The 18,702-nt window shown below is 71.7% G+C and carries 15 protein-coding genes; 4 read left to right on the top strand and 11 right to left on the bottom strand.

The window, feature by feature from the left end; translation table 11 throughout:
* Positions 1-136: 136 nt before the first annotated feature.
* Genes ACH4G3_RS09360 through ACH4G3_RS09345 form a run of 4 tightly spaced genes read right to left on the bottom strand, consistent with a single transcriptional unit; the run spans position 137 to position 5,797 of the window.
* Positions 137-1,297 carry an acyl-CoA dehydrogenase family protein gene (locus ACH4G3_RS09360; RefSeq protein WP_397623901.1) on the bottom strand — a complete coding sequence of 387 codons (1,161 nt, stop codon included), beginning with the start codon at positions 1,295-1,297 and terminating at the stop codon, positions 137-139.
* 5 nt (positions 1,298-1,302) lie between these two features.
* Positions 1,303-2,253 (bottom strand): hydroxymethylglutaryl-CoA lyase, encoded by a 951-nt coding sequence (locus ACH4G3_RS09355; RefSeq protein WP_397623900.1) that lies wholly within the window; start codon positions 2,251-2,253, stop codon positions 1,303-1,305.
* A complete protein-coding gene (locus ACH4G3_RS09350; protein WP_397623899.1) occupies positions 2,250-4,166 on the bottom strand; it encodes an acetyl/propionyl/methylcrotonyl-CoA carboxylase subunit alpha in 1,917 nt (638 codons plus the stop codon). The genes ACH4G3_RS09355 and ACH4G3_RS09350 overlap by 4 nt, the downstream gene beginning before the upstream one ends.
* Before the next feature lie 14 nt (positions 4,167-4,180).
* A complete protein-coding gene (locus ACH4G3_RS09345) occupies positions 4,181-5,797 on the bottom strand; it encodes a carboxyl transferase domain-containing protein (protein ID WP_397623898.1) in 1,617 nt (538 codons plus the stop codon).
* Positions 5,798-5,883: 86 nt separating this feature from the next.
* Here ACH4G3_RS09345 and ACH4G3_RS09340 point away from each other — a divergent pair, with 86 nt between their 5' ends.
* Complete coding sequence (locus tag ACH4G3_RS09340; protein ID WP_306966836.1) at positions 5,884-6,480, top strand: SACE_7040 family transcriptional regulator; 597 nt, start codon at positions 5,884-5,886, stop codon at positions 6,478-6,480.
* A 509-nt stretch (positions 6,481-6,989) separates the two neighbouring features.
* Here the strand turns inward: ACH4G3_RS09340 and ACH4G3_RS09335 are convergent.
* Both ACH4G3_RS09335 and ACH4G3_RS09330 read right to left on the bottom strand, forming a co-directional pair.
* Entirely contained in the window at positions 6,990-8,054 is a 1,065-nt protein-coding gene (locus tag ACH4G3_RS09335) for an esterase-like activity of phytase family protein (protein ID WP_397623897.1), read from the bottom strand.
* 53 nt (positions 8,055-8,107) lie between these two features.
* Positions 8,108-8,959 (bottom strand): serine hydrolase, encoded by an 852-nt coding sequence (locus tag ACH4G3_RS09330; RefSeq protein WP_397623896.1) that lies wholly within the window; start codon positions 8,957-8,959, stop codon positions 8,108-8,110.
* A 293-nt stretch (positions 8,960-9,252) separates the two neighbouring features.
* On the opposite strand from ACH4G3_RS09330, the gene ACH4G3_RS09325 reads away from it, so the two are divergent.
* Entirely contained in the window at positions 9,253-9,861 is a 609-nt protein-coding gene (locus tag ACH4G3_RS09325; protein WP_397623895.1) for a hypothetical protein, read from the top strand.
* A gap of 30 nt (positions 9,862-9,891) precedes the next feature.
* On the opposite strand, the gene ACH4G3_RS09320 is transcribed toward ACH4G3_RS09325, so the two are convergent.
* From ACH4G3_RS09320 to ACH4G3_RS09310, 3 genes are all read right to left on the bottom strand, one after another.
* On the bottom strand, positions 9,892-11,577 hold the full coding sequence (locus tag ACH4G3_RS09320) for a thiamine pyrophosphate-binding protein (RefSeq protein WP_397623894.1): 1,686 nt from the start codon (positions 11,575-11,577) through the stop codon (positions 9,892-9,894).
* A complete protein-coding gene (gene speB / locus ACH4G3_RS09315) occupies positions 11,574-12,557 on the bottom strand; it encodes an agmatinase (RefSeq protein WP_020273332.1) in 984 nt (327 codons plus the stop codon). The genes ACH4G3_RS09320 and speB overlap by 4 nt, the downstream gene beginning before the upstream one ends.
* Positions 12,558-12,633: 76 nt before the next feature.
* Entirely contained in the window at positions 12,634-14,106 is a 1,473-nt protein-coding gene (locus ACH4G3_RS09310) for a sodium:solute symporter family protein (protein ID WP_397623893.1), read from the bottom strand.
* 127 nt (positions 14,107-14,233) lie between these two features.
* On the opposite strand from ACH4G3_RS09310, the gene ACH4G3_RS09305 reads away from it, so the two are divergent.
* Complete coding sequence (locus ACH4G3_RS09305) at positions 14,234-15,739, top strand: PucR family transcriptional regulator (protein WP_397623892.1); 1,506 nt, start codon at positions 14,234-14,236, stop codon at positions 15,737-15,739.
* A gap of 93 nt (positions 15,740-15,832) precedes the next feature.
* Positions 15,833-16,621 carry a phosphatase gene (locus ACH4G3_RS09300; protein WP_397623891.1) on the top strand — a complete coding sequence of 263 codons (789 nt, stop codon included), beginning with the start codon at positions 15,833-15,835 and terminating at the stop codon, positions 16,619-16,621.
* On the opposite strand, the gene ACH4G3_RS09295 is transcribed toward ACH4G3_RS09300, so the two are convergent.
* Both ACH4G3_RS09295 and ACH4G3_RS09290 read right to left on the bottom strand, forming a co-directional pair.
* A complete protein-coding gene (locus tag ACH4G3_RS09295) occupies positions 16,614-17,495 on the bottom strand; it encodes an acyl-CoA thioesterase (RefSeq protein WP_397623890.1) in 882 nt (293 codons plus the stop codon). The genes ACH4G3_RS09300 and ACH4G3_RS09295 overlap by 8 nt on opposite strands.
* Before the next feature lie 45 nt (positions 17,496-17,540).
* Positions 17,541-18,698: an acyl-CoA dehydrogenase family protein gene (locus ACH4G3_RS09290; RefSeq protein ID WP_274816526.1), complete on the bottom strand. Its 1,158-nt coding sequence runs from the start codon at positions 18,696-18,698 to the stop codon at positions 17,541-17,543.
* Between the last annotated feature and the right edge of the window lie 4 nt (positions 18,699-18,702).

The following is an 18,702-nucleotide window of genomic DNA, read 5'->3' as shown; positions in this document are numbered from 1 at the left end:
CTCTATTTCGGACACGGGGAAAGGTGCCATGTGGTCTGTGAAGACATCATGGAGTATATGTGTCCACTGAGTGACTTTCTCCTAGGGGAGGCCGGCAACGCACGCCCTGGTCGGCGCGGGCCGCCGGCCCGGGTCCTCAGCTGACCAGCCCCAACTCCCGTGCGATGAGCATCCGCTGGACCTCGCTCGTGCCCTCGCCGATTTCCAGGATCTTGGAGTCGCGCCACATGCGGGCGACCGGGTACTCGTTCATGAAGCCGTAGCCGCCGTGGATCTGGGTGGCCTCGCGGGCGTTGTCCACGGCGATGGTGGAGGAGTAGAGCTTGGCCAGGGCCGCTTCCTTCTTGAAGGGGGCGCCGGACACCAGGCGGGCTGCCGCGTCGCGCCAGGCGAGGCGGGCCGTGTGGGCCTTCATCTCCATGTCGGCGATCTTGAACTGGATGGCCTGGTTGGCGGCGATCGGCTTGCCGAAGGCGTGGCGTTCCTTGGCGTACTTGACGGATTCGTCCACGCAGCCCTGTGCCAGGCCGGTGGCCAGCGCCGCGATGGCGATGCGGCCCTCGTCGAGGATGCGCAGGAACTGGGCGTAGCCGCGGCCCTCCTCGCCCAGGAGGTTGGCCGCCGGGACGCGGACGTCGGAGAAGGACAGCTCGCGGGTGTCCGAGGCGTTCCAGCCGACCTTCGAGTACGGCGCCGCGATCGTGAAGCCCGGGGTGCCGGACGGGACGATGATCGAGGAGATGAGCGGCTTGCCGTCCGGGCTGCGGCCCGTGACCGCCGTGACCGTGACCAAACCCGTGATGTCCGTGCCCGAGTTGGTGATGAAGCACTTCGTGCCGTTGATCACCCACTCGTTCGTCGACTCGTCCAGGCGGGCCGTCGTGCGGGTCGCGCCCGCGTCGCTGCCGCCGTCCGGTTCCGTCAGGCCGAACGCGCCCAGGACCTCGCCGGAGCAGAGGCGCGGGAGCCACTCCCGCTTCTGGGCCTCCGTGCCGTAGCGGTAGACGGGCATCGCGCCCAGGGAGACGCCGGCTTCGAGGGTGATGGCGACCGAGGAGTCGACCCGCGCCAGTTCCTCCAGGGCCACGCCGAGGGCCAGGTAGTCGCCGCCCATGCCGCCGTACTCCTCCGGGAACGGCAGGCCGAACAGGCCCATGCGGCCCATCTCCCGGACGATCTCGTACGGGAACTCGTGCCGCTCGTAGAAGTCGCCGATCTTCGGCGCCACCACCTCGTGCGCGAACTCCTCGACCGTGCGGCGGAGTTCCTCCAGCTCGGGGGAGAGACGGTAGTCCATGGTGATCAGTGCTCCTCGGTGTCCTCGTGGGACAGGGCTCGGACGGTGCGGGAGGGGCTGGGTCGGCCCAGTTGGGCGGCCATCCACGTGCTCGTGGCGACGAGGCGGCCGAGGTCGATTCCGGTGTCGATGCCGAGGCCCCGCAGCATCCACACGAGGTCTTCGGTGGCGAGGTTGCCGGTCGCCGACTTGGCGTACGGGCAGCCGCCCAGGCCGCCCGCGGAGGCGTCGACCGTCGTGACGCCCTGCTGGAGGGCGGCGAGGGTGTTGGCCAGGGCCTGGCCGTAGGTGTCGTGGAAGTGGACACCGAGGGCGGAGAAGGGGATCCCTGCTTCGTCCAGGGCCGCGAGGAGGGCGACCACGTGGCCGGGGGTCGCGACGCCGATCGTGTCGCCCAGGCTCAGTTCGTCGCAGCCCATGTCCATCAGGGCGCGGCAGACCTTCACCACCTGGGGGATGGGGACCGCGCCCTCCCACGGGTCGCCGAAGCACATGGACAGGTAGCCGCGGACGTGGACGTCGTCCGCCTTCGCCCGGGCCACCACCGGGTCGAACATCGCCAGTGCCTCGTCGACCGTGCGGTTGAGGTTGGCCTTGGCGAAGGACTCCGTGGCGCTGGCGAAGACCGCGACCCGGCGGGCGCCGAGGGCCAGGGCGCGGTCCAGGCCCCGTTCGTTCGGGACGAGGACCGGGAGGGCCACGGGGAGGTCGGCGACCAGGGGGTAGAGATGCTCCGCGTCCGCCAGTTGGGGGACCCACTTGGGGTGGACGAAGCTCGTCGCCTCGATCGTCGTCAGGCCCGCGTCGGCCAGGCGGCGGATGAACTCCGCCTTGACCTGCGTGGGGACCGTCGTCTTCTCGTTCTGCAGGCCGTCGCGTGCGCCCACCTCGTGGATGCGGACGCGGGTGGGCAGGTCCCCGGCCGGGACGGCCATCGGGAGTCCTGGGACTGTCATTCCGCCGCCTCCTCGTTCGGTGCGATGACCGCCAGGACCTGGTCCATGGCGACCGTGGTGCCGGGCGCCACGTCCAGCTCGGTGACCTTGCCGGCGTGCGGGGCGGAGATGACGTGCTCCATCTTCATCGCCTCCACCACCAGCAGGCTCTGGCCCGCGCTCACCTCGTCGCCGACGGCGACCTTGACGACGGTCACCGTGCCGGGCATCGGGGCGGTGAGGGAGTCGGCGCCCGCGTGCGCCGCCCGGGTCAGGGACGCGGCCACCGGGTCGTGGTCGCGGACGTGCCAGGCGTCGCCGTCGCGGCCGAGCCAGTCGGCGGCGCGGTGGAAGGTGTGCCGGACGCCGTCCAGGGTCACCGCGACCCGGTCGTCGGTGACCGTCGCCGTGCCGCGCGGGGTGTACTCCAGCGGCTCCTGCACCCGCAGGTGGAAGGCGGGCGGCTTCCGGGCGCCGCCCAGGCGCCAGCCGCTCGGGACCGAGAAGGGGTCCGTCCAGCCGCCCGGCTCGGGCTTGAGGGCCTCCAGGCGTACGGCCGCGGCCGCCTCGTAGACCTCCTCGGGTACGTCCGTGGCGACCAGGTCCGCCACCTCCCGCTCGACCAGGCCGGTGTCCAGGTCGCCGGCGACCACCGCCGGGTGGGCCAGCAGCCGGCGCAGGAAGCCGGCGTTGGTCTGCACCCCGAGCGTGACGGTCTCCGACAGGGCCGCGCGGAGCTTGCGCAGGGCGGTCGCGCGGTCGGGGCCGTACGCGATGACCTTCGAGAGCATCGGGTCGTACAGGCTGCCGACCTCCGTGCCCTCCGTGAGGCCCGAGTCGGTGCGGATGCCGTCGTCCTGCGGTTCGCGGAGCTTCAGGACCGTGCCGCCGGAGGGGAGGAAGCCGCGGGCCGGGTCCTCGGCGCAGATACGGGCCTCCACCGCATGACCCGTGAGCCGTACGTCCTTCTGCGCGAAGGCAAGGGGCTCCCCGGCCGCCACGCGCAGCTGCCACTCGACCAGATCCAGGCCCGTGATCAGCTCCGTGACCGGGTGCTCCACCTGGAGGCGGGTGTTCATCTCCATGAAGTAGTACGACGACGGGTCGCTGCCGGGGACGATGAACTCCACCGTGCCGGCGCCGCGGTAGCCGCAGGAGCGGGCCGCCTGGACCGCGGCCTCGCCCATCGCGGCACGCGTCTCCTCGTCGAGGAGCACGCTCGGCGCCTCCTCGATGATCTTCTGGTGGCGGCGCTGCAGGGAGCACTCGCGCTCGCCCAGGTGGACCACGTTGCCGTGGCCGTCGGCCAGGACCTGGATCTCGATGTGGCGGGGGCGGTCGATCCAGCGCTCCACGAGGAGCGTGTCGTCGCCGAAGGACGCGCGGGCCTCGCGGCGGGCCGCGGCGATCTCCTCCTCCAGGCGGGTCAGGTCCCGCACCAGACGCATGCCCTTGCCGCCGCCGCCCGCGCTCGGCTTCAGCAGCACGGGCGCGCCCAGCTCGCGGGCCGCATCGGCCAGATCGGGATCGCGGCCGCCGGGGACGACCGGCACGCCGGCGTCCCGGACCGTCTCCTTGGCGCGGATCTTGTCGCCCATGAGGGAGATCGCGTCCGCCGGAGGGCCGATGAAGACCAGGCCGGCCTCGGCGCAGGCGCGCGCGAAGGCGGCGTTCTCGGCGAGGAAGCCGTAGCCGGGGTGGACGGCCTGGGCGCCGGTGCGCGCCGCGGCCTCCAGCAGGCGCTCCACCGACAAGTAGCTCTCGGACGCGGGAGCCGGGCCGATCCGGACCGCCGTGTCCGCCTCGCGGACATGCCGGGCGTCGGCGTCCGCGTCGGAGAAGACGGCCACCGAGCGCACGCCCATCGACCGCAGCGTCCGGATGACGCGTACGGCGATCTCGCCCCGGTTTGCCACAAGCACTGTCTCGAACATCGTCGTCCGTCCCCTCACATCCGGAAGACGCCGAACTGGGGGTCACCCAGAGGCGCGTTGGCGCACGCGGTCAGGGCCAGGCCCAGGACCTGCCGGGTGTCCAGCGGGTCGATCACACCGTCGTCCCAGAGGCGGGCCGTCGCGTAGTAGGCGTTCCCCTGGCGCTCGTACTGGGCGCGGATCGGGGCCTTGAAGGCGTCCTCGTCCTCGGCCGGCCAGGACTCGCCGCGGGCCTCCAGCTGGTCCCGCTTGACGGTCGCGAGGACCGAGGCGGCCTGCTCGCCGCCCATGACCGAGATCTTGGCGTTGGGCCACATCCACAGGAAGCGGGGGGAGTACGCCCTGCCGCACATCGAGTAGTTGCCGGCGCCGTACGAGCCGCCCACCACGACCGTCAGCTTCGGTACGCGCGTGCAGGCGACGGCCGTGACCATCTTGGCGCCGTGCTTGGCGATGCCGCCCGCCTCGTAGTCCCTGCCGACCATGAACCCGGAGATGTTCTGCAGGAACACCAGCGGGATCCCGCGCTGGTCGCACAGCTCGATGAAGTGGGCGCCCTTCTGGGCGGACTCGGAGAACAGGATGCCGTTGTTGGCGACGATGCCCACCGGGTGGCCGTGGATCCGGGCGAAGCCCGTGACCAGGGTCTGGCCGAACTCGGACTTGAACTCGGCGAAACGGGAGCCGTCGACCACGCGCGCGATGATCTCCCGTACGTCGTAGGGGGTGCGGGAGTCGACCGGGACCGCGCCGTAGAGGCCGTGGGGGTCGACCTTGGGTTCCGTGGGTTCCGTGACCTCCCAGGGGAGCTTTCCGCGGGCGGGGAGGGTGGAGACGATGGTGCGGACGATGCGCAGGGCGTGCGCGTCGTCCTCCGCGAGGTGGTCGGTGACGCCCGAGACGCGGGAGTGGACCTCGCCGCCGCCGAGCTCCTCCGCCGTGACGACCTCGCCCGTGGCCGCCTTCACCAGGGGCGGTCCGCCGAGGAAGATCGTGCCCTGGTTGCGGACGATCACCGCCTCGTCGCTCATCGCCGGGACGTACGCCCCGCCGGCCGTGCAGGAGCCGAGGACGGCGGCGATCTGGGGGATGCCGGCGCCGGACATACGGGCCTGGTTGTAGAAGATCCGGCCGAAGTGGTCCCGGTCCGGGAAGACCTCGTCCTGCATGGGGAGGAAGGCGCCGCCGGAGTCCACGAGGTAGACGCAGGGGAGGCGGTTGTCGAGGGCGACCTCCTGGGCGCGGAGGTGCTTCTTGACCGTCATCGGGTAATACGTGCCGCCCTTGACCGTGGCGTCGTTGGCGATGACCACGGTCTCGCGGCCGCTGACCCGGCCGATGCCGGCGATGACACCGGCGGCCGGGGCCTGGCCCTCGTACATCCCGTCGGCCGCGAGCGGGGCCAGCTCCAGGAAGGGCGAGCCCGGGTCGAGGAGGGTGTCGACGCGGTCGCGGGGGAGCAGCTTGCCGCGCGCGGTGTGGCGGGCGCGGGCCTTCTCGCCGCCGCCCTGCGCGGCCGCGGCCAGCTTGGCGCGCAGCTCCTCCACGAGGGCGCGGTGCGACTCCTCGTTGGCCCGAAAGGCCTCCGACGCGGGGTCTGCCGCGCTCGTGAGCTCCGGTGCCTCGTGCATCCTGCGGTCCCCTCACGTTGTTAATGAGCGTTAACGCATTTCCTTCAGGTTAACGAGCGCTAACCTCCCTGTCTAGAATTGATTTCATGGCCACCAGAACCGACGCCCCCACCCGACGCGAGCAGATCCTCAAGGAGGCCGCGCGGCTGTTCGCCGAGCGGGGCTTCCACGGGGTCGGAGTCGACGAGATAGGTGCCGCTGTCGGGATCAGCGGACCCGGGTTGTACCGGCACTTCGCGGGCAAGGACGCGATGCTCGCGGAGCTGCTGGTGGGGATCAGCGGGCAGCTGCTGACCGGGGCGAAGCGGCGGGTGGCGGAGGCGGACGGGGGTGCGGGGGCGGAGGCGGTCCTCGACTCGCTGATCGAGGGGCACATCGACTTCGCGCTCGACGACCGGCCTCTGATCACCCTGCACGATCGCGAGCTGGACCGCCTCCGGGACAGCGACCGGAAGATGGTGCGGCAGCTTCAGCGGCAGTACGTGGAGCTGTGGGTCGGGGTGGTGCGGGAGGTGTATCCCGGGCTGGGGGAGCCCGCGGCGCGGTCGGCGGTGCACTCGGTGTTCGGGCTGCTGAACTCGACGCCGCATCTGGGGAGGGCGGGGTCTTTGCCCGGCCGGGGGGCTACGGCGGAGCTGTTGCACCGGATGGCTCGGGGGGCGTTTGCGGCGGCGGGGGTTTAGCGGGGGTTTGCCCACCCACCCGCCCGAACCTGTCGGACAAGAGGCTGAGCTTGTCTCGGGGCTCCGCCCCGGACCCCGGGCGCGGTTTCGCCCTCTGCGCTCCGGTGTTCGCCCATCCGTCCGCCCGAACCTGTTGGACAAGAGGCTGAGCTTGTCTCGGGGCTCCGCCTCGGACCCCGGCGGGGGCTTTGCCCCCTGCGCTCCGGTGTTCGCCCACCCGTCCGTCCGAAGCGGTTGGGCAGGAGGCTGCCCTCGCCTCGGGGCTCCGCCCCGCAGCCCGACGGGGATTCCGCCCTCCTCCGCCCCGGCGGATCCCGGAGCCGCCGCCCGCCCTCATGGAATGGATCAGCGACCGGCGTCGCCGATCCCGCCGGTCGGGGCACCTCGGCGATTCGGTCGGTGGGGCCGTTCTCGTCGTGCCGGAGGCGCAAGCCCCCGGCCGAGCCGGCCCCCGCCGCGCTCCCGATCGGGCCCGACGAGGTTCGGGCATGGGCGGCGGCCAGGAGCGTCTAGGCGGTCGTTTTCACTCGCAGGGCGTAGAAGCGGGTCGTCTGGGTCTTGTTCTCGTTGTCGTCGCTGGCCAGGAGAACCTTCAGGGTGTTTTTCGTGCGGCCCGTGATCGTCATGGCCTCGATGTTGTCGAGGAGCGGGTTCGGCTGGGGCTGCTTGGCCGTTGCTCCCAGGGAGGGGCAGGTCGCGAGGTCGGTGAGGAGGGTCTTCCTGATCAGGCGGGCCTCGGGGTGGGCCGGGAGGGTGTCGATGGTGCTCGTGTCCGTCGCCCCGCGGGGGTCGGCCAGGTAGAGGCGGACCGTGTTGCCCACGCCGGAGGTGAAGCCGCGCTCCAGGACCAGGAGGCGGCCGTCGGGAGTCGCCTGGACCTCGGGGACGCCCAGGCCGGGGTCCGTGCGGTAGGCGTACTGGGCGCCGAGGGCGAAGTGGCCGTGGGCCGTCCTGCGCCAGGTCTGGAAGCGGACGATCGTCGAGTCGTCGCCGGAGAGCGCGTACTCCATGGAGGCGAGCAGGGTGCGGCCGCCGGGGAGCAGGGTCAGGCCCTCGAAGGTGCCGTTGGGCCGGGCGCGTCCTGCGGGGCTCACGCGCAGGGTGTCCGGGACCGGGAGGCGGTCGAGGAGCCTGCCGGTGCTGGAGTAGCGCCGTACGGACGGCTCCGTCTCGGAGGAGACGAGATACGTGCCGATGGGGGTGCCCCCGCTCGAGCGGAGCCGAGAGTGGGGGAGGTCGACGACCAGGCCCTCGGAGTCGAGCGCGGTCCCGTTCTCGTCGGCGAGCGGGATCACGGACCGGGGCTTCAGCGTCCTCGCGTCCAGGCGGAAGAGCGACGAGCGGTCGGAGAGGGCGGCCAGTGAGCCGTCGCCGTCGACCGCCAGCGCGGAGAAGTTGCCGACGTAGGTGTTCTGGTACGTCGTCTTGTCGAGCGCGTCGGAGAAGCCGTCGATGGAGACGGCCGGCGAGCAGGCGTGCCGGGTGTCGTGCGCCTGGGCGGGACCGGCGGCGGTCAGGCAGGTGGCCGCCGTCAGGGCCGCGGTGAGGAGGGCGAGAGGGGTTCTGAGGGACATGGGCGTCACCGTAGGGCGGGGCGGTGGCGCCGGGTAGGACGCGTGATGAACGGTCAGCTCGCGGCCAGGTCCCTGTGGATGACCTTGGCCACCGCCTGGATGGTCGCGATGCCGTAGTTCATGGTGCTGTTGCCGTGGGTGAGCACGGTCATCATGTAGTCGTGGCCGCCGCCCTTGAACGCGCCGACGCTGTGCACCCGCCAGCCGTACGTGGAGCGTTGCAGCCAGCCGTTCTTCACGGCCACGGTGACGCCGGACGGCACTCCGTACGGTGTGCCCCAGCGCTGTGACGAGACGACCTGCCCCATCAACTTGAGGATGTAGGCACGGGAGTTGTCGCTCAGGACCGCGTTCTTGGCGGTGACGAGCTTCAGCAGTTTCTGTTCGTCGGTGACGGTGATCTGCGTCAGGCCCCAGTAGCCGTTCGCGCCGGGCTTGGTCTGGGTCATGCCGGCCGCGGCGAGGAAGCCCTTGATCTTCGTCATGCCGAGCTGCTTCCACAGGGTGGAGGTGGCGGCGTTGTCGGACTTGGTGATCATGGCCTTGGCGAAGGTGGCCTCGCGGTCGGTGAGATACCGGTTGTGCTTCTTGGCGTCCCACAGCAGCGTGGCGAGGACGGTGACCTTGACGACGCTGGCCGAGTCGTAGGCGGAACTCGCGCGCAGAGTGCAGTTCGTGTTGGTGCTGCGGTCGTAGAGGCCGACGGCGACGGTGCCCTTGCGGGTGGCGAGCGCGGCGGTGATGTCCTTCTGCAGTTTGGCGGCCAGCCCGGCCTTGGCGGACGTACAGGTCACGGCCGCAGTGGCGGCGGCTGCGGGCGTGGCGGCGGCGACGAGCGGCACGAGCACACCCGTACCCACGGCCGCCGCCAGCACTCTCGCGCGGCGGGATATCCCAGAAGTCATGCACCCCATGACTCAACAGGAGGGGGCAAAGGTTGTAGCGATTGGCGAAGACTTGTGCGAGTTGTTACCCGGCGCTCGGGCGGCTTCACATCTTCGTCACAGCGGCCACAAACCAGGGCCGTTCCACTGGCCCCTGCTGAAACTCTTGACGCCGCCCTTCCCGCCGGGATACTTGCGGTCGACAGCGCGTCAACTCCCGTACCAGTGACGAGATTTGGTCTCCGCTGTCCGAGATCCCGAACGTCGTACGAAGTTTCGCGAGCTTTCGACGGCCCCCCACTGGAGGATCCTCAATGAGCCCACGCAAGGCCCTCATAGCCGCCCTGACGGCCGCACTCCTGACCGGCCCGGGCATCGCCCAGGCCGCCACCCCCCAGACCGCGCCGCAATCCGCCCCCGCCCGCGAACGCGCCGCCGCGGCCACCATCACCTGGTCCCTCGTACGGGCGAGCAACCCCACCGAGGACCAGCGCACCGCCTACGACGCCATCACCCGGGCCATGAACGCGGCGGTGGCCCGCTACAACAACCTCAGCGACCTGGGGAAGACCATCACCGTCCGCTACGAGCCGGGCGTCCCCACCGCCGACGGCAACATCAACGGGACCATCCGCTTCGGCAGCAACCGCAGCTACATGAACGAGCGGACGGCCCTGCACGAGATCGCCCACACCATCGGCGTGGGCACCAGCTCGGGCTGGTCCCGCCTCGGCGGCAGCGGCACCTGGACCGGCGGGCAGGCGACCGCGCTGGTCAAGCAGTACGACGGCTCCGGCGCGAAGATCTCCACCGGCGGCGGCCACTTCTGGCCCTACGGCCTGAACTACGACAACGAGTGGTCGAACACGGCCGCCGACCGCCACGTCCACATCGTCGCCGCGATGGTCCGCGACGGCCTGTAGGAAACGGCCCCCGCAGCGGACGGCCGGCGCTCAGTCCAGGTGCGTCGGCGCGAACATCCGCAGCACGGCCGGGAGCAGGACCACCGAGGGCCCCGGCGACGCGAGTTGCTTCGCGAGGTCCTGCTCCAGGTTCTCCGGGGTCGTACGGACCCCGGGGACGCCGAAGGACTCCGCCAGTGCCACGTAGTCCGGCCGGGTCAGTTCCGTCGCGCTCGCCTCGCCGAACGCGTCGGTCATGTACTCGCGGAGGATGCCGTAGCCGCCGTCGTCGATGATCAGCCAGGTGACGTTCAGGCCGTACTGGCGGGCCGTCGCCAGCTCGGCGATCGAGTACAGGGCGCCGCCGTCGCCGGAGACGGCGAGGACCGGCCGGGTCGGGTCGGCCACCGCCGCGCCGAGTGCCGCGGGGAAGGCGTAGCCGAGGCCGCCCGCGCCCTGGGCGGAGTGCATGTGGTTGGGGCCCTTGGCGTCGAAGGCCGACCAGGCCCAGTACGCGAGGATCGTCATGTCCCAGAAGGACGGGGAGTCGGCGGGAAGGGCCTTCCGCACCGACGCCAACACCTCCTGTTCCAGGGTGAGTTCCTGGGCGCTGATGCGTTCGGCGACCTTCGAGAGAGTCGCGCGGACGCGCTCCGGCGCCGTCGGGTCCTGCCGCTCGGAGACCGTCTCCAGCAGCGCCTGCAACGCGAGGCGGGCGTCGGCGTGGATGCCCAGGGCCGGGTGGTTGGACTCCAGCTTGCCGAGGTCGGCCTCGATCTGGATGACCCGGCCGCGCGGCTTGAACGTGTGGTAGTTCGAGGAGAGTTCGCCCAGTCCCGAGCCGACGACGAGGAGTACGTCCGCGTCCTGAAGGAAGTCGGTGGTGTGGCGGTCCTCGATCCAGGACTGGAGCGACAGGGGGTGCGTCCAGGGGAACGCGCCCTTGCCGCCCGGTGTCGTGACGACCGGCGCCTGAAGCGTCTCGGCCAGCTGACGCAGCTTCTTCGACGCGTCCGCCCGGATCACCCCGCCGCCCGCGATGATCGCCGGGCGGTCCGCCTTCGACAGCAGGTCGGCGGCCACGGCGGTCAGTTCGGGGCGCGGCGGCAGCTCCTCCGGGAAGGCGTCGCCGCCGGTCACCACCGGGATCGCCGTGCGCGCGAGCAGCACGTCCTGCGGGATCTCCACCCACACCGGCCCGTGCGGGGCGCTCAGCGCGGACTTCCAGGCCGCCTCGATGGCGGACGGGATCTGCGACTGGGTGCGGACGGTGTGGACCGACTTCACCACGCCCCGGAACGAGGCCGCCTGGTCGGGCAGTTCGTGCAGATAGCCGTGCCGGCCGCCGCCGAGCCCCGCCGTCGGGACCTGGCTGCTGATCGCCAGGACCGGGGCGCTGGCCGCGGCCGCCTCCTGGAGCGCCGCCAGCGAGGTCAGCGCTCCCGGCCCCGTCGACAACAGCAGGGGCGCCGCCTCACCCGTGATCCGTCCGTAGGCGTCCGCCGCGAACCCGGCGTTGTTCTCCACCCGCAGGCCGATGTACCTGAGGTCGGAGCGGCGCAGCGCGTCGAACATGCCGAGCGCGTGCTGGCCGGGCAGTCCGAAGACGGTCGTCGCGCCCAGCCCGGCCAGGGTCTCCACGACCAGGTCTCCGCCGGTGCGGCCGGGGGGAGGGTTCAGGGCGGCCTCCGTCTGGGCGGGCGTCGGGCGGAGCACCAGGTCGTGGTCGTGAGTCACTGCGCTTCCGAGTCCTTCCGGGCCGCGGCGATCTGGCGCGACATGATCGTGGTCAGTTCGTACGCCGTGTGGGACGCGGCCACCGACGTGATCTCCGCGTGATCGTACGCGGGGGCCACCTCGACGACGTCCGCGGAGACCAGGTTGCAGGACGCCAGCCCGCGCAGGATCTCCAGCAGCTCCCGCGAGGTCATGCCGCCGGCCTCCGGCGTGCCCGTGCCGGGCGCGTGGGCCGGGTCGAGGCAGTCGATGTCGATGGAGATGTACAGCGGCCGGTCGCCGATGCGCTGGCGGAGCTGGTCGGCGACCTCGTCGGCGCCGCGCCGGTAGACGTCCGCCGAGGTGACGATGCCGAAGCCCATCTTCTCGTCGTCGGTCAGGTCCTGCTTGCCGTAGAGCGGGCCGCGGGTGCCCACGTGGGACAGGGCGGAGGTGTCGAGGATGCCCTCCTCGACCGCACGGCGGAACGGGGTGCCGTGCGTGTACTCCGCGCCGAAGTACGTGTCCCAGGTGTCGAGGTGGGCGTCGAAGTGCAGCAGGGCGACCGGGCCGTGCTTCTTCGCCACCGACCGCAGCAGGGGCAGCGCGATGGTGTGGTCGCCGCCGAGGGTCATCAGCCGGGCGCCCGTCCCGAGCAGGTCGTCCGCGGCGGCCTCGACGGTCTCGACGGCCTCGTTGATGTTGAACGGGTTGACGGCGATGTCGCCGCCGTCCGCGACCTGGGCGAGGGCGAACGGGGAGGCGTCCTGCGCCGGGTTGTACGGGCGCAGCAGCCGGGACGCCTCGCGGATCGCGTTGCCGCCGAAGCGGGCGCCCGGCCGGTACGAGACCCCCGAGTCGAACGGCACGCCCACCACGGCGACATCGGCCCGTCCGCCGACCTCGTCGAGCCGGGGCAGCCGGGCGAAGGTCGCGGGGCCCGCGTACCGCGGAACGCGGGAGGAATCGACGGGTCCGCGGGGGGTCTCGTTGCTGCTCATGAGGAAATGCCTTCTCTCCTACGCTTCATCGCGTATGTACTGCTGTGTGCTGCTATGTACTGCCTGCCCTACGACTCTACTGGGGAGCCGGGGCCGGTTCGGACGGGAGTTCGGGGGACCGTCCGGCGAGCCGCTCGCGCCACTCGGCGAGGACGGCGGCGTCGGTGGCGGGGGTGGCCAGGGAGACGGCCAGATAGGCGGCGAGCGAGGCGAGCAGGCCGTAGTAGACGGGCTCGTTGGCGAGGATGCCGTGCGTCGCCATCAGCACGATGACCGCGAGTCCGCCGACCACGACGGAGGCCAGGGCGCCGTACACCGTGCCCCGCTTCCACACCAGCCCGCCGAGGATCGGCACGAGCAGCCCGCCGACGAGGAGGTTGTAGGCGACGGTCAGCGCCTCCACGACGTTGTCGATCGCGATGGCCGTGCCGATCACCGCGAGGCCCATGACCAGGATGAAGGCGCGGTTGTCCCGCACCTCGTCGTGCTCATCCTGTCCGGTGGAGGGCGCCTTGACGACGCCCCGCAGCCGGGACCAGATGTCGTTGTTGGCGACGGTGGCACAGGCGATCAGCGCGCCGGACGAGGTCGACATCACGGCGGCCAGGGCGGCGGCCAGCACCAGCCCCCGGACTCCGACGGGCAGTTCCTCCTTCACGATGGTCGCGAAGGCGTCGTCCGCGCTGCCGAGCTTCGGGTACAGCACCTTGGCCGCCGTGCCGATGACGGCACCGGCGAGGGCGTACGCGAGGCAGTAGGTGCCGGCGACGGTCCCGCCCCACTTGGCGGTCCGGTCGCTGCGGGCGGTGAACACGCGCTGCCAGATGTCCTGCCCGATGAGCATGCCGAAGGTGTAGATCAGCACGTAGGTGAAGATCGTCTCGCCGCCGATGCCGAGCGGGTCGAAGTATCCGGTGGGCAGCTGGGCCTTCATCTCGCCGAATCCGCCCGCCTTCACGACGGCGATCGGCAGCAGCAGGAGGAGCACGCCGATGGTCTTCACGACGAACTGCACCATGTCCGTCAGGGTGATCGACCACATCCCGCCGAGGGTCGAGTACGCCACGACGATCGAGCCGCCGAGGACGATCGCGAGGGTGCGGTTGATGTCGAACAGGACGTCGAAGATCGTGGCGTAGGCGATGGTCGAGGTCACCGCGAGCATGAGGGTGTAGGCCCACATGACGACGCCGGAGATGATGCCGGCCCGGCCGCCTCCGTAGCGCAGGTCGAGCATCTCGGAGACGGTGTAGACCTTCAGCCGGGCGATGCGGGCGGAGAAGAAGACGGAGAGGGCGAGCAGGCCGAGGCCGATGGTGAAGACCATCCAGGCGCCGGACAGGCCGTACTGGTAGCCGAGCCCCACACCGCCGATGGTGGAGGCGCCGCCGAGGACGATCGCCGCCATGGTGCCGGAGTACATGGCCGGGCCGAGGCGGCGGCCGGCCACCAGGAACTCGCTCTTGGAGCGGGCGCGGCGCATGCCCCACCAGCCCATGGCGAGCATGCCGGCCAGGTAGACGACGATCACGAGGTAGTCGACGGCCATGGGGCCTCCTTCGCACACTCGCTCGGTGGGGACGAGGTTGACGAGGACTGACCCTAGGTGGCCGGAAAGCGACTGCGAAGTGTACGTTTCATCCACTGGAGCGGCGCTGGCCGGAGGGAACGCACACATGCCGAATGCGACGGTTCCCCCTACGCCCCCCGTTCCGCTGTCCGCTCTCCTGGCCCGCGAGGACCTGGCCCTGCGCCGGATCGCCGGCCCGGACGACCCCGGCACCGTCGTCCACTGGGTGCACACCTCGGAGATGGCGGACCCCTATCCGTATCTGCTGGGCGGGGAACTGCTGCTCACGGCCGGTGTGCACATCCCCGAGGCGGCGGGATCCGGCACCTACTTCGACGACTACGTGGCCCGGATCGTCGCGGCGGGCGGCGCGGCCCTCGGCTTCGGGGTGGCGCCGGTGCACGACACGGTGCCGAGGGCGCTGGTCGAGGCGTGCGAGAGGTACGGCCTGCCGCTGCTGGAGGTGCCGGAGCAGACCACCTTCTCCGGCGTGGCCCGCGCGGTCTGGCAGCTGATGGCCCAGGCCCGCCTGGCCGAACTCCGCCGCGTGACGGAGGCCCAGCAGAGCCTGGCCTCGGCAGCCTCCCGCCCCGACCCGGTCGCGTCGGTCCTCCGGCAGCTCGCACAGCGGCTGGGGGGACGGGCGGTGCTGTACGGCCCGGAGGGGGCGGAGATCGCGAGGGCGGGCCGGGAGCCCGGGCAGGAGGTCGCCTCCGCGCTGGCGGAGCTGGCGGGGGTGGTGCGGCCGGCGCACGGGGAGGCCGCGTCCCCGCCGCCCTCTCCCTCCAACCGCCCCCACCCCACCTCCGCCACCGACACCGTCTCCGGCACACACCTCGCCGCCTACGCCCTCGGTGCCGGGCGCGGCTTCGTGCTCGGGGTGGCTGCCCCGGGGCGTGCGCCGGGGGATCACACCATCGTGTCCGTCGCCGCCGTGCTGCTGTCCCTCCTCACCGGGGAGCAGCAGAGCGGCACCGGTGCCGCCCGCTCCTCGGCGCTGGTGCGGCTGCTGCTGGGGGCCGCGCCCGAGGATGTCGCGCCGCTGCTCGGCGACGGGCGGCGGTGGGTCGTGGTGCACGCCCGTCCGGACGGGGAGGGTGTGCCCGACGCCGTCGCGGCCGCCGCGCTGGGTGCCGCGCTCGGGTCCGCCCTGGTCGACCCGGTGGGCGACGTCGTACGGGTCCTGGTCCCGGCCGACCGGGCACCGGACCCGCTGCCCGGCTGGACGCTGGGGGTCAGTGCCGCCGTCGCCCCGGAGGACTGGCCCGCCGCCGACACCCAGGCGGCCCGTGCCCTGGCCCGGGCCCGCGCCACCCGCGCCCCGCTGCTGCGGCACGGCCCGCGCCCCGCCCTCGCCGACCTGGTCCCGCCCGGCGAGGCGGCGGCCCACGCCCGCACCCTGCTCGCGCCCGTCACGGACCGTCCCGCGCTCCCCGAGACCCTGCGCACCTGGCTGTCCCTGCACGGCAGCTGGGACCGCACGGCCGTCGCCCTGTCCGTGCACCGCAACACCGTGCGGCAGCGCATCGCCCGGTGCGCGGCCCTGCTGGAGACCGACCTCGACGACCCGGACGTCCGCATGGAACTCTGGTTCGCGCTGCGGCAGATCTGAGTAGGTGACCGGGGTCCCGCTGAGTACGTGACGCACATCCCAGCGTGCGATACGCCAGGGCCGCCCACAGTCGGCTGCCTCACAATGGGAGCCATGCCGATACCCGGGACACCCAGCCGCGCCGAACTCGTCGACCACCTCGTCAGGACGCGCATCGCGGGCGACGTCGCCACCCCCCGCGAGAACAACCTCTCCCACTACCGCAAGCTGGCGAACGCCGACCGCCACTACTGGCTCGGCCTGGAACTCGGCGACCGCTGGAGCGACGAGCAGGACGTCCTCGCGGTGATGGCGGAACGGGTCGGCGTGAACGACGACCCCGAGCACCGGTACGGCCAGGACACCATTGACCCGGAGCTGACCGTCGCGGCCCTGGACCGGCTCGCCGGGCGGCTGCGCAAGGCCGCGGACGGGCAGCAGCGGGTCCTCTTCGCCACCGGCCACCCCGGCGGCCTGCTCGACGTGCACCGCGCGACCGCGTCCGCCCTGCGCGCGGCGGGCTGCGAGATCGTCGTCATCCCGGACGGGCTGACGACGGAGGAGGGCTACGTCATGCAGTTCGCGGACGTCGCGGTGCTGGAGCACGGCGCCACCCTGTGGCACACCCACTCGGGCGAGCCGATGAAGGCCATCCTGACCGCCATGGAGCGCGAGGGCCGCCCGCTGCCCGACCTGGTCGTCGCCGACCACGGCTGGGCGGGCTACGCGGGACAGCACGGCGTGGACTCCGTCGGCTACGCCGACTCCAACGACCCGGCCCTCTTCCTCGCCGAGGCCGAGGGCACCGTACAGGTGACGGTGCCCCTGGACGACCACGTGGTCAGCCCGCGCCACTACGACCCGATGACGGCGTACCTGCTGGCGGAGGCCGGCCTCAGCTAGTGCCCTGCTCGCGCGGGACGCGGACCACGCCCTCCTGGATCACCGTGATGGCCAGCCGCCCGTCCTGCGTGTAGATACGAGCCTGCCCCAGTCCCCGGCCGCCGTACGCGGACGGGGACTCCTGGTCGTAGAGCAGCCACTCGTCGGCGCGGAACGGCCGGTGGAACCACATCGCGTGGTCGAGGGAGGCCCCGACGACGTCCCCGACGGCCCAGCCGCCCCGCCCGTGGGCGAGCAGCACGGAGTCGAGGAGCGTCATGTCGGAGACGTAGGTGGCGAGGACGACGTGCAGCAGCGGGTCGTCGGCTAGCTTGCCGTTGGTGCGGAACCACACCTGGGAGTGCGGCTCGCGCGGCTCGCCGAACTTCCCGTACGGCGGCTCGTCGACGTAGCGCAGATCGACGGCGGCCCGGGCCTCGAGGAACCTCTCCACGACCGTCGGGTCGAGATGGCCGTATCCGCGCAGCCGCTCCTCACCGGTGGGCAGCGTGGCGGGATCGGGCGCGTCCGGCATGCGCTCCTGGTGGTCCAGCCCGTCCTCGTACAGCTGGAACGACGCCGAGAGGTGGAAGATCGGCTTGCCGTGCTGGACGGCGACCACCCGGCGGGTGGTGAAGGAACGGCCGTCGCGGATCCGGTCCACGGTGTAGACGATGGGCGCGCCGGGGTCGCCGGGGCGCAGGAAGTACGCGTGGAGGGAGTGCGCGGGACGGTCCTCGGGGACCGTGCGCCCGGCGGCGACGAGCGCCTGGGCCGCGACCTGCCCGCCGAAGACCCGCGGGACGACGGCGGACCGGGACCGGCCACGGAAGATGTCCTCCTCGATCTGCTCCAGGTCGAGCAGATCGAGGAGGTCCTGTAGTGCCTGACTCATGTGGTAGTTGTACCGGCCAGTGATCGCGTGCCGGTGTCGGGGGCCTTACAGCCCCATGTCCTTCGCGATGATCGACTTCATGATCTCGCTGGTGCCGCCGTAGATGCGGTTGACGCGGTTGTCCGCGTACAGGCGGGCGATCGGGTACTCGTTCATGTAGCCGTAGCCGCCGTGCAGCTGGAGGCAGCGGTCGATGACGCGGTGGGCGACCTCGGTGCAGAACAGCTTCGCGGAGGCGGCCTCGGCGGGCGTGAGCTCACCGGCGTCCAGGGCTTCGGTCGCGCGGTCGGCGACGGCCTCGGCCGCGTCCACCTCGGCCTGGCAGGCGGCCAGCTCGAACTTGGTGTTCTGGAAGTGGGCGACCGGCTTGCCGAAGACCGTGCGCTCCTGCACGTACTGCTTGGCGAACCGCACGGCGGCCTTGGCCTGCGCGTAGGCGCCGAAGGCGATGCCCCAGCGCTCGGAGGCCAGGTTGTGGCCGAGGTAGTAGAAGCCCTTGTTCTCCTCGCCGAGGAGGTCCTCGACGGGCACCTTGACGTCGACGAACGCCAGCTCGGCGGTGTCGGACGTCTTCAGGCCGAGCTTGTCGAGCTTGCGGCCGACCGAGTAGCCCTCGGACTTGGTGTCGACGGCGAAGAGGGAGATGCCGTGACGGCGGTCCTCGGCGGTCGGGGCGGCGGTCCGGGCGCAGACGATCACGCGGTCGGCGTGCACACCGCCGGTGATGAAGGTCTTGGCGCCGTTGAGGACGTAGTGCGTGCCGTCCTCGCTCAGCTTGGCGGTGCTCTTCATGCCCGCGAGGTCGGAACCGGTGCCCGGCTCCGTCATCGCGATGGCCCACATCTCCTCGCCGGTGACGAACTTCGGCAGGTAGCGCTTCTTCTGCTCGTCGGTGGCGAGCATCTTGATGTAGGGCAGGGCGAGCAGCACGTGCACGCCGGAGCCGCCGAACTGGACGCCCGCGCGGGCGGTCTCCTCGTAGAGCACGGCTTCGAACTTGTGGCTCTCAAGGCCGGCGCCGCCGAACTCCTCGGGGACGTTGATCCCGAAGATGCCCAGCTCACCGAGCTTGTAGTAGAAGTCGCGGGGCGCCTGGCCCGCCGCGAACCACTCGTCGTACACCGGTACGACCTCGGCCTCGATGAAGGCGCGCAGGGTCTCCCGGAACGCCTCGTGATCCTCGTTGAACACCGTACGGCGCACGCCG

It is taken from the genome of Streptomyces afghaniensis, from assembly GCF_044327915.1.
Lineage (GTDB): Bacteria > Actinomycetota > Actinomycetes > Streptomycetales > Streptomycetaceae > Streptomyces > Streptomyces afghaniensis.
Note: the sequence above shows the minus strand (reverse complement) of the source record. Positions and strands in the feature narration are given on the sequence as shown.

Coding starts and splice junctions, on each gene's coding strand:
- ACH4G3_RS09300 (WP_397623891.1), top strand. CDS start 15,833: ATGCCGATACCCGGGACACCCAGCCGCGCCGAACTCGTCGACCACCTC.
- ACH4G3_RS09340 (WP_306966836.1), top strand. CDS start 5,884: ATGGCCACCAGAACCGACGCCCCCACCCGACGCGAGCAGATCCTCAAG.
- ACH4G3_RS09350 (WP_397623899.1), bottom strand. CDS start 4,166: ATGTTCGAGACAGTGCTTGTGGCAAACCGGGGCGAGATCGCCGTACGC.
- ACH4G3_RS09325 (WP_397623895.1), top strand. CDS start 9,253: ATGAGCCCACGCAAGGCCCTCATAGCCGCCCTGACGGCCGCACTCCTG.
- ACH4G3_RS09355 (WP_397623900.1), bottom strand. CDS start 2,253: ATGACAGTCCCAGGACTCCCGATGGCCGTCCCGGCCGGGGACCTGCCC.
- ACH4G3_RS09310 (WP_397623893.1), bottom strand. CDS start 14,106: ATGGCCGTCGACTACCTCGTGATCGTCGTCTACCTGGCCGGCATGCTC.
- ACH4G3_RS09330 (WP_397623896.1), bottom strand. CDS start 8,959: ATGACTTCTGGGATATCCCGCCGCGCGAGAGTGCTGGCGGCGGCCGTG.
- ACH4G3_RS09345 (WP_397623898.1), bottom strand. CDS start 5,797: ATGCACGAGGCACCGGAGCTCACGAGCGCGGCAGACCCCGCGTCGGAG.
- ACH4G3_RS09335 (WP_397623897.1), bottom strand. CDS start 8,054: ATGTCCCTCAGAACCCCTCTCGCCCTCCTCACCGCGGCCCTGACGGCG.
- ACH4G3_RS09360 (WP_397623901.1), bottom strand. CDS start 1,297: ATGGACTACCGTCTCTCCCCCGAGCTGGAGGAACTCCGCCGCACGGTC.
- speB (WP_020273332.1), bottom strand. CDS start 12,557: ATGAGCAGCAACGAGACCCCCCGCGGACCCGTCGATTCCTCCCGCGTT.
- ACH4G3_RS09305 (WP_397623892.1), top strand. CDS start 14,234: ATGCCGAATGCGACGGTTCCCCCTACGCCCCCCGTTCCGCTGTCCGCT.
- ACH4G3_RS09295 (WP_397623890.1), bottom strand. CDS start 17,495: ATGAGTCAGGCACTACAGGACCTCCTCGATCTGCTCGACCTGGAGCAG.